We start from the raw sequence: 14,918 nt of genomic DNA, 5'->3' as shown, positions 1-14,918 counted from the left end.
ATGGCAAGTGTCAGGCGTGCCAGATCTCCGGTTTGCGGTGGGCCCAGGGACGTGCCTCCTCGAGCTGGGCGGACAGGGAGATGAGGGTGGACTCGCCCCCGAGGCGTCCGGCGAGCATGACGCCGATGGGCAGGCCCTCGTCCGTCCAGTGGAGGGGGACGTTCACGGCGGGCTGGCCGGAGATGTTGTAGACGGAGGTGAAGGGGGTGAAGAGCTTCTGGCGCTCGAAGTTCTCCTCGGGGGTCTGGTCGTGGAAGTGGCCGACGGGGGCCGGGGGCTGGGCCAGCGTGGGGTGCAGGACGGCGTCGTAGGCGGAAAGGACGGGCAGGACGGTCCGCATCGCGCCCTGCAGGGACGCGTGGGCCATCATCAGCTGCGCCGCGCTCGTCGCCTCGCCGCGGGCGCGCAGCCAGCGCGTAAGGGGCTGGAGCAGTTCCTCACGATCAGGGGCGACCGGCGTCAGCGTCGCCATCGCGGCCCACAGCGTCTCGAAATGCGGGATGAGGTCGGCGTTCCAGAGGAGCGGAACGTCCACGACCTCGTGGCCCAGCTCCTCCAGCAGCTCGGACGCCGCGTCGTAGGCGGCCCGGACGTCCGGGTGGATCTCCACGCCCGGCACGCCCGCCTCGATGCTGCGGGCGATGCGCAGGCGGCCCGGCGGGCGCTCGGCGGCCGCCAGGAAGGTCCCCTCCCCGGACGGAACGTGGAACATGTCGCCCGGTCGCGGGCCCGCCATGACGTCCAGCAGGAGCGCCGCGTCCCGGACGGTCCGGGCGATCGGGCCGTTGGTGGACAGGCCGAACAGGTCCGGGACGATCGGGCCGTGCGAGATCCGGCCCCGGCTCGGCTTGATCCCGAACAGGCCGCACGCGGACGCCGGGATCCGGATCGAGCCGCCGCCGTCGCTGCCCTGCGCGACCGGGGCGAGACCGGACGCGACCGCCGCGGCGGCCCCGCCGGACGAGCCGCCCGCCGAGCGGGAGGTGTCCCAGGGCGTCCGCGCCGGGGACGCCACGTCGTTTTCCGTATAACAGGGCAGGCCGAATTCGGGGGTGTTGGTCTTGCCCAGATGGACAGATCCCGCTTCCCTCAGCCGGACGACGACGGTGTCGTCGGCGAAGCCGGTGAGGTCGGCGTGCGCGGCCGAGCCGAGCGTCATCCGGACGCCGGACACCATGTTGAGGTCCTTCACCGGGACCGGGACTCCGAGGAGTGGGGGCAGGTCCGCCGGGTCGTCCGCCGCGGCCACCGCCTTCTCGGCCGCCCGCGCCTGCTCCAGAGCGAGTTCGGGCGTGAGCGTGACGTAGGCGCCCACCTGGTCGTTCAGCCGCTCCGCGCGGTCGAGGTAGTGCCGGGTGAGCTCGACGGGGGAGATTTCTCGGGAACGGACGGCGGCGGCGGTCTGTTCGGCCGTGAGGTCGTGGGTATGAGTCACAGAGTCGAACGCTAGCCGCAGGCCCGGGAGGAGAATGAACGTACCCGCTCGCCGGGTCCGCGAACCGCACGGAAACGGCGACAAAAGTATTAACCCGGCACGTCTGGTCGGGGACCCGCGAACTGATTACTCTGCGCTCGGAGGATCATGATTCCGGCGCGAAAGGAACACGGAGCGTCACCTATGGCGATCACGGAACGGAGCAACGGCCAGCAGGCCCGCGGCCAGCCCGACCCGGCCGCAGAACAACGTCCACCCGAGGGCGAACCTGTCGCGGACGGCCCTCCCGAGGGCCCGCCCGACCGGCCCCCCGGCCCCCGCTCGTTCGGCGAGATGCTCGCCGACCCCATGATCCGGCCCTGGATCCAGCGCGGCGTCGCGGCGCTGGTGGTCCTGATCGTGGTGTCGGTCGCGTCCAGCCTCCTGCTCGGCATCGTCGCGGCGGTCCTCGTCGTGGTCGGGGACGTGGTCCGCCGCGCCCGCACCGCGTCGAGCGTCGAGGCGTGGCAGAAGGCGTCGGCGGTCGAGCGCAGGACCGAACGGCAGCTGAAGTCCCTGGAGAAGAACGGATACCGGGTACTGCACGCCCGGGCCGTCCCCCGCGATGACGAAGGTGTCAGCGACGGGCGGATCGACCACCTGGTCATCGGCCCGAGCGGGGTGTACGCGATCGACTCCGAGGCCTGGGACAAGCGGCTGCCGGTCCGCACGCTCTCCCACCGCAAGCTCTTCCACGGGCCCTTCAACAAGAAGGACCGGCTGGACGAGACGGCGTGGGAGGCGGGACTGGCCAGCAAGATCATCAGCGAGCAGGTCGGCTTCGAGGTGCCGGTCCAGGGTTCGGTGGCGATCTACGGTCCGTCCATCCCCTGGAAGGTGATGCGGGTCCGCGACGTGGACGTCTACGCGGGGAACCGGGCGCGGGGCTACCTGCGCCGCAGGCCGCGCATTCTGACCGTCACCGACGTGGAGCGCATCTTCCAGGCGGCCGAGGACTCGCTGCCGCCCAAGTATCCCGACTCCGACTGATCCGATCGGACCGATCCACGGGCCCGTCCACGGGCCTGGTCCGCCATCGATCACTACGCACCGCCCGGGCGGTCCAGCCGGACCGGGCCGCCCACCAGGCTCGACGACGAGCCCCCGGCCGCCGGACCACGCTCTCCGGCCGCCACGGAGGGGCACCCCGCCACTCGGGGTGCCGCTTCCCACTCCCGGCCGTCCTGCAAAGCCCCCTCCCCGGCCCCGGGACGCGCCCCTCGCCTCACCCGCCCCACCGGGCCCCGCCACGCCGCCCCACCCGGGCTCTCGCCGTGCGGCGCCACCCGGGCCCTCGCCGTGCCGCCCTCGCCATGCCGTCTTCTCATGCGTGGCGCACGTCATGCCGGGCACACGCAGGGCGTTGGTACGATCGGACGACACCGGCCGGCCGACCCGTTCCGCGGACCGGCGTCCGCGCGCGGCGGCCCGTCCGACGCGTCCGGGACGTCCGCCCCGCACCCGAACGGATCGGGCACACCCGGCCCCGCGCCGACCGGCGGCAGCGCCGCGCGACCCGCCCGCTGCGGCCCGAGCCCGGCCCGCGCCCGCCCCACCCGCCGCGGACGAGGTCCCCGCTCGCCGTCAGCTCGCCGTCCACGCTCGTCCACGGTTGGAGAAGGTCCCGATGCCACCGCTCAGGTCACGTACGGTCACCCACGGCAGGAACATGGCGGGCGCCCGCGCCCTCATGCGGGCCAGCGGCGTACAGCGCGAGGACTTCGGCAAGCCGATCATCGCCGTGGCCAACAGCTTCACCCAGTTCGTCCCCGGGCACGTCCACCTGCGCGAGGTCGGCGACGTGGTCGCCAAGGCCGTCCGCGAGGCGGGCGGCGTGCCGCGGGAGTTCAACACGATCGCCGTCGACGACGGCATCGCCATGGGCCACGACGGGATGCTGTACTCGCTCCCGTCCCGCGAGCTGATCGCCGACGCGGTCGAGTACATGGTCGAGGCCCACCGCGCGGACGCCCTCATCTGCGTCTCCAACTGCGACAAGATCACGCCGGGGATGCTGCTGGCCGCGCTGCGGCTGAACATCCCGACCGTGTTCGTGTCCGGCGGGCCGATGGAGGCGGGCAAGCCCGTCCAGGGCGTCTCCGGCGGCAACAAGCTCGACCTGATCGACCCCATGATCGCGGCGGCGGACGAGTCGGTCAGCGACGCGACGCTCGCCGAGATGGAGGAGAACGCCTGCCCGACCTGCGGGTCCTGCTCGGGCATGTTCACCGCCAACTCGATGAACTGCCTCACCGAGGCGATCGGCCTGGCGCTGCCCGGCAACGGCACCGTCCTCGCCACGCACACCGCGCGCCGCCGCCTGTACGAGGACGCGGGCCGGACGGTCGTGGACATCGCCAAGCGCTTCTACGACGAGGACGACGCGTCCGTCCTGCCGCTGAACATCGCGACCAAGGAGGCGTTCGAGAACGCCATGGTCCTCGACATCGCGATGGGCGGATCGACGAACACGATCCTGCACCTGCTCGCCGCGGCGGTCGAGGGGCACGTCGACTTCGGCCTGAAGGAGATCGACGAGCTGTCCCGGCGCGTCCCGTGCGTCTGCAAGCTGGCGCCCGCGACCGGCAAGTACCACGTCGAGGACTGCCACCGCGCGGGCGGCATCCCGGCGCTGCTCGGCGAGCTCGACCGGGCCGGGCTGCTGCACCGGGCCGTCACCTCCGTCCACTCGGCGTCGCTGACCGAGCACCTCGCCAAGTGGGACGTCCGCTCCCCCGACGTGCTGCCCGAGGCGGTCGAGATGTTCCACGCCGCGCCCGGCGGCGTCCGCTCGACCTCGGCGTTCAGCCAGTCCGCGCGCTGGGACGACCTGGACCTCGACCGCGCCGAGGGCTGCATCCGCGACGTCGAGCACGCCTACACCACCGACGGCGGCCTCGCCGTCCTGCGCGGCAACATCGCCGAGGACGGCGCGATCGTCAAGACCGCGGGCGTCGACGAGGAGCTGTGGACCTTCACCGGCCCGGCCGTCGTCTTCGAGTCCCAGGACGCGGCGGTCGAGGGCATCCTCGGCGGAAAGATCAAGGCGGGCGACGTCGTCGTCATCCGGTACGAGGGACCGCGCGGCGGGCCGGGCATGCAGGAGATGCTCTACCCGACGTCCTTCCTCAAGGGCCGGGGCCTCGGCAAGGCGTGCGCGCTGATCACCGACGGCCGGTTCTCCGGCGGCACGTCCGGGCTGTCCATCGGGCACGCCTCGCCGGAGGCGGCGGGCGGCGGCGTGATCGCGCTCGTCCGGGACGGCGACCGGATCGTCATCGACATCCCGAACCGGGTGCTCGAGCTGGACGTCCCCGAGGAGGAGCTGGAGGCGCGCCGCGCCGAGCTCCTGGAGGAGCTGGGCGGCTACCGCCCGCGCGACCGCGACCGCAAGGTCAGCGCGGCGCTCCAGGCGTACGCGGCTATGGCGACGTCCGCGTCCACCGGCGCGGCCCGCGACGTGAGCCTCCTCGCCCCCTGACCCGTCTCGCCCGAACGCCCGTCCGGACGACACCGTCCGGACGGGCGTTTCGCATTCTCCGAGGCGCATGACCGCACGGGCTCGGGCGCCAGGGCCACCCAGCAGGAGGCAGCGGTCCCGCCCGCCGGAAGGCGGCAGGGCTCGCCCGGCGGAAGGCGGCAGGGCTCGCCCGGCGGGCGATCGGCTCGGGCCGCCGGGCGTGCCGAGCCGGGCTTCCCTCGGAGGTAGGCGGCGGCATGACGTCCGACGTCATCGCCGGAATGCGGGTTCACGGGCCAGAGTTAGATCACCAACCGGACGCACCGGGCGCCCGGAAGGATCAGAGGAGCCCGCCATGCCCGCCGCCTTCGCCATCGCCCGCATGGACCCCCAGCCGCGGATCCACGACGACGCGCTCGAGTACATGGAGCGCATCCAGGCGACCATGGACCCGTTCGGCGGGGAGTTCCTCGTCCACGGGGGCGTCCCGGATGTCAAGGAGGGCGACTTCCCCGGCGTCCTGGTGATCATCAGGTTCCCGGACGCGGCCGCCGCCCAGGCCTGGTACGCGTCGGAGCCGTACGCCGAGATCCTGCGGAAGCGCGCCGACCACATCCCCGGCGACCTGTTCATCGTCGAGGGCGTCGAGGCCGGCTACGACATCGCCAAGACCGCCGCCGCGCTGCGCGAACAGCGCGACGCGGCCGCCGAGTGATCGCGACAACGCGGAACGCCCGCCTGGACGTCGCCGTCCGGACGGGCGTTCGGGTGAGAAGGAATCAGGAGCAGCAGCCTCCGCCGCAGCACCCGCCGCCACCGCCCGCGCGCGGGGCGGGCGCGGACGCCTGCCCCGTCACCGCGACGGTGGACAGCAGCTTGACGGTGTCGTCGTGGCCCGCCGGGCACGGGGCCGGATCGGACGCCTGGATCATCGGGCGCGAGACCTCGAAGGTCGAGCCGCACGCGCGGCAGCGATAGTCATACCGTGGCACGTCCCCAGGATACGTGGGGACGCCCACGTGAACAGAGGGGTCAGGCCGCGGGTTCGGTCACGTACGGAGCCCACTGCGGATCGCCGTCGTTGACGATGCCGATCAGCCGCCAGTGCGCGCCGCGCGGCACGCCGGGCGTGATCGGGAGCGTCCAGCCGAGCTCCTCGAGCAGCCGGTCCGCCTTGCTGTGGTTGCAGGTCTGGCAGGACGCGACGCAGTTCTCCCAGACGTGCTTGCCGCCCCGGCTGCGCGGCTGCACGTGGTCGATGGTCTCGGCGCGGCGGCCGCAGTAGACGCAGCGGTGGTTGTCCCGGCGCATCAGCGCCGTGCGGGTCAGCGGGACGCGGGTGCGGAACGGGATCCGCACGTACCGGCGGAGCCGGATCACGGAGGGGACCTCCACCGTCATCGCGGCGGAGTGCAGCACCGCGCCGGACGCGTCGTGGTGGACGATCTCGGCCTTGTCGCGGAGGACGAGCACGACCGCGCGGCGGAGCGGGAGGGTGGTGAGGGGTTCGTAGGTCGCGTTGAGGAGCAGGACCTGGCGCATCAGACGGCCTCCGCCGGGGTGAGCGCGGCCGTCGTCAGGGGATGTGCTGTTCGTTTCTTCGCCTCGGCGGGCGCACGACTCGCACGCGCCCCGGTCCGAGGCCCGAGTATCGTCTCCGGCACCTGTGCACCCGCCACGAGGACCTCCCCAGGGGCGTTTCCGGTCCGTCCTTTTTCTGCCCTGCCGTCCACTGCCCGGCCCGCGGGGGCGGGCGGTGGCAGCCGACCGAAACGGCCGGCCCGCAATCAGTGTGGCCCCTGAGCTGACCGCCCGCTACCCCCTTTCATCCCCACGATCACGACGGTTCGAACGGCCGAGGCCCACGGCGCCGGGATTTTTCCGGCGCCATGGGCCATCGCGCGGGCCCGGCGGCCCGGTCCGTCCCAAAGGCCGGACCGGATCACCCCCGAACCCCGGCCGGACCGGCGCTACGAAGCCCCCGCCCCGCCCGCCGCGTCCTGACCATTGGCCGAGTCCTGACCGCTGGCCGAGTCCTGACCGTTGGACGCCTGCTGACCGCTCGGCGCCTGCTGACCGTTACCCGCGGCCTGACCGTTCGGCGAAGCCTGACCACTGGGCGCCTGCTGACCGCTCGGCATGCCCTGGCCATTGGGCGAAGCCTGCCCGTTGGGCGTGGTCTGCCCGTTCGGCGAAGCCTGACCGGTGGGCATGGTCTGAGCGTTCGGCGTGGTCTGAGCGTTGGACGCGTCCTGGCCATTCGCCGAGGTCTGACCATTCTGAGCATCCGTACCCATCACGCTGTCGCCACCGGCCGCGCTGTCAGCACCCGTCGCGTTGTTCGCACCGGTCGCGTTGTTCGCCCCCGTCGCGCTGTCGGCCCCCGTCGCGTTGTCCGCGCCGGTCGCGTTGTCCGCACCGTTCGCGTTGTTCGCCCCCATGGAGCTGTCCGCGCCGTTCGCGCCGTTCGCACCGTTCGCGCTGTTCGCACCCGTCGAGCTGTCCGCGCCGGTCGCGTTGTTCGCACCCGTCGTGCCGTTCGAGCTCGGCGTCGGCGGCGCGGGGTCCGCCGCCACGCCCGGCTGCCAGGTCACCTTGCCGTTGATCTTGACCGTCCCCGTCGCGTTCGACGGCACGGCGGCCGCGAGGTCACCCGACGAGGTCGCCCCCGCCTTCAGCTCCCCGTAGGAGCACCGGACCTCGCTCCCGGCCTCCTTGCACTCCTTCGGCAGCTTGCCGACCTTGAGCCGCGGCGTCAGTGAGTGGACGAGGACGACGTCCTTCACGGCCTTGCTGCCCGCGTTGCGGACCGTCCAGCCCCATTTCACCGCCCCGCCGGCCTGCGCCATCTTCGGCGCGGTGTAGGAGACCACGACCTGCCCGGTCTCCGGGCCCGCCCCGCGAGCCCCACCTCCCGGCGCGAGATTCGCGGGCGTGGCCCGCGGCGCGTGGTTGTACGCCGTCCGCGGCGCGGAGTTCGCCCGCGACGCCAGGTTCGCGGGCGTGGCCCGAGACACCAGGTTCGCGGGCGCCGTCCGCGGCGCCAGGTTCAGAGGCGTCGTGCGCGGCGCGAGATTCGCGGGCGCGGTCCTCGGGGCGAGGTTCGACGTCGTACGCGGCACGAAGTTAGGAGTCGTGCGCGGCACGAGGTTGGACGTCGTACGCGGCACGAAGTTCGGCGTCGTCCTCGGGACGTAGTTCGGCGTCGTGCGGGGCACGGCGTTCGCGGACTGCGGCGTCACGCTCAAAAAGGGCGTGGTCCGCGGCGCGAGATTCGTGAACGTCGTGCGCGGAGCGAGGTTCGCGGGCGTGGTCCTCGGCGCGAACTTCAGCGGCTTGCGCGGCGTCATGCCGAACGGCGACGTACGCGGCGCGAGATTCCTGGGTGTGGTCCGCGGCGCCAGGTTCGGCGCCTGGCCCGGCGCCAGGTTCGTGAACGTCGTGCGCGGAGCGAGGTTCGCGGGCGTGGTCCTCGGCGCGAACTTCAGCGGCTTGCGCGGCGTCATGCCCAACGGCGACGTACGCGGCGCGAGGTTCAGCGGCTTGGCCCGCGGCGCCAGGTTCACGGGCGCGGTGCGCGGCGCGAGGTTCGCGGGCGCCGTGATCGGCGCGGGGTCGGCGGGCGTCGTGTGCGGCGCCTGGCCCGGCGCGAAGTTCGACGGCGCGCCCGGGTGCGTGAGGTTCGTGGGCCGGGTCCGCGGAGTGTTCTGTGCCGTTGTGTGCGCGCCCGCGGGGTTCGCGGCCGCGATGGCGGGCGTGTCCTGCATTTGTGCCGATGTCGGAGTCGGAGTGAGATCGTGGGTGGCGTGCGACGGAATGAACCCCGGCGTGGCGTTAGCGTGGCCGGGGACGGGTATGGGCGTGGCCTGTGCGGGTCCGGCGGCCAGCAGCGCGGCGCCGGCCAGCGCTCCACCCAGGACAGTCCCGCGAACGGCCTTGCTGTTCTTCATGTACTCCCCCGTTGTTGATGAACCCAGTGATCATTTGCCTATCTACCGATGTCACTGTGCGTGTACACCTCGTTACGGTAATTGATCTGGGATCAAGCTCAGGTCGAGATGAATACAGTGCTTCGCATGAGTCGACCGCAATATCCCTCAGCGCTCCGCCTGGACGTCGCCGACGACCTGCACGGTCACCGCGTGCCCGATCCGTACCGCTGGCTGGAGGACGCCGACTCCGAGGACACCGCCAAGTGGCTCTCGGCGCAGGACGACCTGTTCCACCACACGGTGGACGGGCTGCCCGGACGTGACCGGCTCCGCGCCCGCCTCCGCGAGCTGCTCGGCGCGGGCAGCGTCGGCGCGCCGGTGTGGCGCGGCGGGCGGCGGTTCTTCACCCGCCGCACCGCCGAGCAGGAGCATCCCGTCCTCTACACCGTCGACGCGGACGGCGCCGAGCGCGTCCTGGTCGACCCGACCGCGCTCGACCCGGACGGCACGACCACGCTCGACGGCTGGCAGCCCGACAAGGAGGGGCGGCGGCTGGCCTACAAGGTCTCGCACGGCGGCGACGAGGAGTCCCTGCTCCACGTGCTGGACGTGGCGTCCGGCGAGCGCGTCGAGGGGCCGATCGACCGCACCCGCAACTCCGTCGTCGCGTGGCTGCCGGGCGGGGAGGCGTACTACTACGTGCGGCGGCTCGCGCCGGGCGACGTCCCGGACGGCGAGGAGCAGTTCCACCGCCGCGTCTACCTGCACCGCGTCGGCACCGATCCGGACACCGACGACGTCCTGGTCTTCGGCGACGGGCTGGACAAGACGAACTACTACGGCATCGCCGTCAGCCGCGACGGGCGCTGGCTGACCGTCACCGCGTCCGCCGGGACCGCGCCGCGCAACGACCTGTGGATCGCCGACCTCGCCGCCGCGCCGCTCGAAAGCCCCGGACTGCGTCCCGTCCAGGTCGGGGTGGACGCCTCGACCGGCCTGCACGTCGGACGCGACGGACGCGCCTACGTGTTCACCGACCGGGACGCGCCGCGCTCCCGGATCTGCGTGACCGATCCGTCCGCCCCGTCCCACGAGACCTGGCGCGACCTCGTCCCCGAGGACCCGGAGGCCGTCCTCACCGACTACGCGATCCTGGACGACCTCGACCGGCCCGTCCTGCTCGCGGGCTGGGAGCGGCACGCGATCAGCGAGATCACCGTGCACGACCTGGCGACCGGCGAGCGGCTCGGCGCCGTCCCGCTGCCCGGCCTCGGCTCGGTCGGCGGCATCGTCGAACGCCCGGAGGGCGGGCACGAGGCGTGGTTCGGCTACACCGACAACGTCACGCCGTCGTCGGTGCTGCACTACGACGCGCGAACGGGCGAGACGCGGGTGTGGGCGTCCGCGCCCGGCTCGGTCACCGTGCCCGAGATCGAGACGCGGCAGGTCACCTACGAGTCCTACGACGGGACGCCCGTCCGGATGCTGGTGATCTCCCGTCCGGGCGGCGAGGGCCCGCGTCCGACCGTCCTGTACGGATACGGCGGCTTCAACGTCTCGCTGACCCCGGCGTACTCGGCGTCCATCCTCGCCTGGGTCGAGGCGGGCGGCGTCTACGCGATCGCGAACCTGCGCGGCGGCTCGGAGGAGGGCGAGGACTGGCACCGCGCCGGAATGCGCGACCGCAAGCAGAACGTCTTCGACGACTTCCACTCCGCCGCCGAGCGCCTCATCGCGGACGGCCTGACCACCCCGTCCCAGCTGGCGATCTCCGGCGGCTCCAACGGCGGCCTGCTCGTCGGCGCCGCCCTGACGCAGCGTCCCGACCTGTACCGCGCCGTGATCTGCTCCGCGCCGCTGCTCGACATGGTCCGCTACGAGAAGTTCGGCATCGGCCAGATCTGGAACGACGAGTACGGCTCGGCCGACAAGCCGGACGAGCTGGCGTGGCTCCTCGCGTACTCGCCGTACCACCACGTCCACGAGGACGTCGCGTACCCGGCCGTCCTGTTCACCATCTTCGACAGCGACGGCCGCGTCGACCCGCTGCACGCCCGCAAGATGTGCGCCGCGCTCCAGCACGCCACGTCCTCGGACGAGCCCGTCCTGCTGCGCCGCGAGTCCGACGTCGGCCACGCCGCCCGCTCCGTCAGCCGCTCCGCCGCCCTCATGACCGACAACCTCTCCTTCCTCGCCCACGAGACGGGGCTGGACCTGTCCTGAGACGGCCCTCGGTGGGGTCGGCCACACCGCCGCCCCCACCGGGACACCGGGCCCCGACGCATGATCGAATTCGTTCGTGCCCTCTTCGACACCCCAGGACGACGACCTGCTCGACCGGGTCTGCGCACTGCTCTCGGACCCGCCGGACGCGCCCGCCGCACCGGACGGCTACCTGGATCTCCTCGAGGCCGAGCCCGCGCCGACGCTCGCCCAGCGGGCCATGCAGTCCACGCTGCTGCCGCAGATCTACGAGAGGATCTGGCGCCCGGTCGCGTTCAACATCGCCAAGGGCTGGCCGTCCGGGCCGGGCACCGCCGAGGAGCACGCGCTCGCCCGCGACTGGCTCGGCCTCGCCCAGCCCGGCGACATCACCAAGCCCGCCGCGACCGTCCTCGACCTGGCCTGCGGGCCGGGCAACACCACCCGCGCCGTCGCGACCGGCGTCGGCGAGAACGGCCTGGTCGTCGGGCTCGACGCGTCCGCGTCCATGCTCGCCCGCGCCGCCGCCGACAGCCAGGGCATCGCCTACGTCCGCGGCAACGCGATCGACCCGCCGTTCCGCACCGGCGTCTTCGACGCGGTCAGCTGCCTCGGCGCGCTCTACCTGTTCGACGACCCCTGGACGGCCTTGGACGGCATGGCCCGCGTCCTGCGTCCCGGCGGACGCCTGGTCATCCTCACCAGCCGCCGTCCGACACTCCCCGCCACCCGCGTCGCCGGAGACCTCCTCGGTCGCGCCACCGGCATCACCGTCTTCGAGGACGACCTGCCCGACGAGCTCACCGCCCGCGGCCTCACCGTCCTCCACCACCGCCGCTACCCCCTGATGCAGTTCATAGCTGCTGAGTTGAAATAGCCCCAGCCCAGCTGAATCGGGCAGGGCATGAAAAAGCCCGGGACGACGGCCTTTCGGCGGACCGCGCCTCCGCCGGAGGCCGTCGTCCCGGGGGTCCGCTGGTGCTCAGCGGAGTCTTTTCAGTGGGTTTCTCAGCGAATCCGTTTTTCGATATAGATGTTCACGATGCCGTTGATGACCTCGCGGTTGGTCTCACGCCAGCCGAACTTGCGGTAGAGCGCGAGGGCGGGGCCCTGGCGGGACGTGGTGTCGGCCCGCAGCAGGTGGTAGCCGAGCTCGGCGGCCCGCTCCTCCAGCGCGTGGACGACGGCCTCGCCGTAGCCGCGGCGCTGGAGTTCCGGCCGCACCCGGAGCCGCACCATCTCGACCGCGGGTTCGTCGCGGACCCGGGCGACCGGCGCCCCGGCCCCCTGGGCGCGCTCGGCGCCGCCGGGGACGAGGTCGCCGCGGCGGAGGCCGCCCATGGCGACGATCCGTCCGTCCACCTCGCCGACGAGGAACTCCCCGTCGCCCCGGAGGTAGATCTCCTGCATCCGGAAGAAGTCGTGATCGTAGTAGACCCCGTCGCCCGGACGCAGTCCGACCTGGGCGAGGCCCTGCCGGTGCAGCAGGAGGACGGCGGCGTGGTCGGCCTCGGTGTACCGGCGCAGGACCAGCCCGCCGTACTCCCAGGACGGCGGGTCACCCCCCACGCGGACGAGGTCGGGTCGTTCGGCGCGGCGCCGCCGCGGGACGGGGCCGTGCTCCACCCCGGCATGCCTGCCCTCGGCGTGTCCCGCCCCGGTGTGCTCCGGGGCGGGCGCTCCGTCGGCGGCCTGGGCGGCCCGGTCGCCGGACGCCTCCGGACGTGCCGGGACGGCCTGGGAACCGGGCGGCGTCTGGCCCTCTGACTGTGGCATGCGCATCAGACCTGCTCGGCCGGCGGAACCGACGGTTTGGACGGCGCGGGCGGCGCGCCGGACGGGCCCTGGACGTTCGGGCCGGACAACGACTCGTAGAACTCGTTCAGCGAGGGCAGGCCCGGGTGCTTGGCGCCGACCGCCGCGCCGACCTGCCGCGCCCGGTGGACGAGGATGTCGGAGCGGTGCTCGGAGGGCAGATCCATGATCGCCTCCCGGGCGGCGTCCAGCGCCGCGTCCGGCTGGCCCGCGTGCAGCTTGCAGGACGCCCGGTCGAGCCGGACCAGTGTGAGGTCGACCCGGTCGGTCGGCGCGTACAGCGTGAGCGCCTTGCTCAGTGACTCCTCCCCGCCCTTGTGGTCGCCCAGGTTGGTGTAGGTGTCACCCTCGTAGAACGTCATCTGCCGCTCGGTGAAGCCGAACACCAGGTCACCGGTGTGCTCCTTGCTCAACTGGTCGAACACCGACCGGCCGCGCAGCAGGGCGCGGCGGGCGCTCGGCGCCGCGTCGCCGCGGCCTCGCAGCGCGAGCTGGCCGAGGGCGCGCGCCTCGACCGCCGGCGCCATCGCGGCGGCCACGCTCGGGTCGCGTCCGGCGAGGTCCTGCGCCTTTCGGGCCAGGTGCAGGGCCTCGCGCGGGTCGCCGTAGTACATCGGGACGAGCGCCTCGCGGACGGTCACCCAGGCGCGCAGTTTGCGGTCGCCGGTCTCGTCGGCGGCCGTGCGCGCCGTCCGGAAGAACGAGCGCGCGAGCCGGTGGTCGCCCAGGTTGATCATGATCAGCCCGGACAGCCCGGACAACTGGGCCGCGATCCTCAGCAGCCGCTCCTGGAGTTCGACGGGCTGGCGCTTGTCGGCCATCCGCCGGACCTCGGAGAAGTCGAGCAGCACGTCGCAGAGCATGCGCAGCGACGGTGTCGCCTGGTACTGCTGCCCGTATCCGAGCGTCGTCTCCTCCCACTGGTCGAGCATCGTCGGTGACACGGTGGCGCTGACCAGGGTGTCGTCCATCTTGCGCCGAAGGTTGTCCACGGCGCCGAGGAACTGGCCGTCGAGCGTCACCACGCCCGATCCGGCCAGCAGGCTCAGCAGGGTCCTACGTAGCACGATGTCCTCCTCTCCCACATCAATGGAGGCGGGGCCGTCAGCGCGGTCCGGACCCCTGGGGTTTCTGACGGAGATCCAGTGCCGATCGTCCGGTGCCGGGACCACCACCGCCCCGATCAGGGCTTCGGTGTCGGCCGGAGAGCGGAGACCCGGATCCCGCGGGGACGGGACGCCCGCGGGCAGCGGGCCGCCTCCGGCCTCGGCGGGACGGGTCGCGTGGCCACGCCCGCAGATGCAGGGGCTGCGGTACCCGAGGTCATCGGGCTCGACCCGGTAGACCGAGCACAGGTAGTGGAGGTACTCGGGGCCGGGACGCTTGTAACCGCTCTCATAGGCCGACAGCAGTGTGTCCCCGAGCTTGGGCTCGGGCTTGCCGTCGATCTCGAACAGCGCCCGGACCTGGGCGACGATGTCGGACAGCGCCACGCCGTGGGCGAGGCGGTGCGCCTTGATCGGCGTGATGCCGAACAGCGGCCCGCACTGATCGTGAATGTCGACCGCGATCTGGGCGGGGGCGCGTCCCCTGGCGAGACCACGCGCCCTGATCCGGCGCGCGATGTCCGTCTCCTTCTTCGGGGGGTCTGACATCGTTCCGGCCTCCTCACCGCTGGGCCGGGGAGGTCCTCGGGAGCGAGGGCCTGACCTCGGGGCCACGGCGACCGGTAGCTAGGTCAACCTCATCGGACGGGGATTTCCCGCACACCGGCGGTGAGCTGGCGATACGAGAAATAATCTCTTGCGCACGCAGCGTAACGCCCATGCCAGGGCGGGCCAAGCGATTCCCAAGAAACACGGGTGCGTCGGGGGCGCCTTCCCTCCCCCGGGTAGAGATTTCTCCTCCAAGGTCTGTGGACCTCCGCCCGGGATGGGGAAACCCGTACTTCGGAGGACGGCCGGGCCCTTGACCCACCACCGTCGGGGTTGCGATTCTCGCCGCGTGTAGTGGTACGGAAGCACTGAGTTCGATC

General features: G+C 72.5%; 11 protein-coding genes. 5 read left to right on the top strand and 6 right to left on the bottom strand.

The window, feature by feature from the left end; all coding sequences use genetic code 11:
* Nucleotides 1-10: 10 nt before the first annotated feature.
* A complete protein-coding gene (locus AB0L06_RS28715) occupies nucleotides 11-1,435 on the bottom strand; it encodes an amidase (RefSeq protein WP_500234227.1) in 1,425 nt (474 codons plus the stop codon).
* Nucleotides 1,436-1,618: 183 nt separating this feature from the next.
* On the opposite strand from AB0L06_RS28715, the gene AB0L06_RS28710 reads away from it, so the two are divergent.
* From AB0L06_RS28710 to AB0L06_RS28700, 3 genes are all read left to right on the top strand, one after another.
* A complete protein-coding gene (locus AB0L06_RS28710) occupies nucleotides 1,619-2,464 on the top strand; it encodes a nuclease-related domain-containing protein (RefSeq protein WP_500234226.1) in 846 nt (281 codons plus the stop codon).
* Between the two features lie 637 nt (nucleotides 2,465-3,101).
* The gene (gene ilvD, locus AB0L06_RS28705) at nucleotides 3,102-4,955 is read left to right on the top strand and encodes a dihydroxy-acid dehydratase (RefSeq protein WP_500234225.1); all 1,854 of its coding nucleotides are present in this window, start codon (nucleotides 3,102-3,104) and stop codon (nucleotides 4,953-4,955) included.
* A 334-nt stretch (nucleotides 4,956-5,289) separates the two neighbouring features.
* Complete coding sequence (locus AB0L06_RS28700; RefSeq protein WP_500234224.1) at nucleotides 5,290-5,649, top strand: DUF1330 domain-containing protein; 360 nt, start codon at nucleotides 5,290-5,292, stop codon at nucleotides 5,647-5,649.
* Between the two features lie 64 nt (nucleotides 5,650-5,713).
* Here the strand turns inward: AB0L06_RS28700 and AB0L06_RS28695 are convergent, their stop codons facing one another.
* The 3 genes from AB0L06_RS28695 to AB0L06_RS28685 form a co-directional block, all read right to left on the bottom strand.
* Nucleotides 5,714-5,926, bottom strand: a complete 213-nt coding sequence (locus tag AB0L06_RS28695; RefSeq protein ID WP_500234223.1) for an FmdB family zinc ribbon protein — start codon at nucleotides 5,924-5,926, stop codon at nucleotides 5,714-5,716.
* Nucleotides 5,927-5,966: 40 nt separating this feature from the next.
* A complete protein-coding gene (locus tag AB0L06_RS28690; RefSeq protein WP_500234222.1) occupies nucleotides 5,967-6,476 on the bottom strand; it encodes an HNH endonuclease in 510 nt (169 codons plus the stop codon).
* 428 nt (nucleotides 6,477-6,904) lie between these two features.
* Entirely contained in the window at nucleotides 6,905-8,701 is a 1,797-nt protein-coding gene (locus AB0L06_RS28685; protein WP_500234221.1) for a hypothetical protein, read from the bottom strand.
* 309 nt (nucleotides 8,702-9,010) lie between these two features.
* Here AB0L06_RS28685 and AB0L06_RS28680 point away from each other — a divergent pair, with 309 nt between their 5' ends.
* Complete coding sequence (locus tag AB0L06_RS28680; protein ID WP_500234220.1) at nucleotides 9,011-11,089, top strand: prolyl oligopeptidase family serine peptidase; 2,079 nt, start codon at nucleotides 9,011-9,013, stop codon at nucleotides 11,087-11,089.
* A gap of 76 nt (nucleotides 11,090-11,165) precedes the next feature.
* On the top strand, nucleotides 11,166-11,945 hold the full coding sequence (locus tag AB0L06_RS28675) for a class I SAM-dependent methyltransferase (RefSeq protein ID WP_500234219.1): 780 nt from the start codon (nucleotides 11,166-11,168) through the stop codon (nucleotides 11,943-11,945).
* Nucleotides 11,946-12,076: 131 nt separating this feature from the next.
* On the opposite strand, the gene AB0L06_RS28670 is transcribed toward AB0L06_RS28675, so the two are convergent.
* Nucleotides 12,077-12,844: a GNAT family N-acetyltransferase gene (locus AB0L06_RS28670; RefSeq protein WP_500234218.1), complete on the bottom strand. Its 768-nt coding sequence runs from the start codon at nucleotides 12,842-12,844 to the stop codon at nucleotides 12,077-12,079.
* Between the two features lie 5 nt (nucleotides 12,845-12,849).
* Nucleotides 12,850-14,538 carry an NsdA family TPR-like regulatory protein gene (locus AB0L06_RS28665; RefSeq protein ID WP_500234217.1) on the bottom strand — a complete coding sequence of 563 codons (1,689 nt, stop codon included), beginning with the start codon at nucleotides 14,536-14,538 and terminating at the stop codon, nucleotides 12,850-12,852.
* Nucleotides 14,539-14,918: the final 380 nt, after the last annotated feature.

The organism is Spirillospora sp. NPDC052269 (assembly GCF_040679435.1).
GTDB lineage: Bacteria > Actinomycetota > Actinomycetes > Streptosporangiales > Streptosporangiaceae > Spirillospora.
The sequence above is the reverse complement of the archived record's forward strand: the minus strand, read 5'-3'. Positions and strand labels throughout refer to the sequence as shown.

Bases quoted from the DNA above. Each gene is read 5' to 3' on its own strand.
- AB0L06_RS28680 (WP_500234220.1), top strand. From the start codon at position 9,011: ATGAGTCGACCGCAATATCCCTCAGCGCTCCGCCTGGACGTCGCCGAC.
- AB0L06_RS28690 (WP_500234222.1), bottom strand. From the start codon at position 6,476: ATGCGCCAGGTCCTGCTCCTCAACGCGACCTACGAACCCCTCACCACC.
- AB0L06_RS28710 (WP_500234226.1), top strand. From the start codon at position 1,619: ATGGCGATCACGGAACGGAGCAACGGCCAGCAGGCCCGCGGCCAGCCC.
- AB0L06_RS28685 (WP_500234221.1), bottom strand. From the start codon at position 8,701: ATGCAGGACACGCCCGCCATCGCGGCCGCGAACCCCGCGGGCGCGCAC.
- ilvD (WP_500234225.1), top strand. From the start codon at position 3,102: ATGCCACCGCTCAGGTCACGTACGGTCACCCACGGCAGGAACATGGCG.
- AB0L06_RS28670 (WP_500234218.1), bottom strand. From the start codon at position 12,844: ATGCCACAGTCAGAGGGCCAGACGCCGCCCGGTTCCCAGGCCGTCCCG.
- AB0L06_RS28700 (WP_500234224.1), top strand. From the start codon at position 5,290: ATGCCCGCCGCCTTCGCCATCGCCCGCATGGACCCCCAGCCGCGGATC.
- AB0L06_RS28665 (WP_500234217.1), bottom strand. From the start codon at position 14,538: ATGTCAGACCCCCCGAAGAAGGAGACGGACATCGCGCGCCGGATCAGG.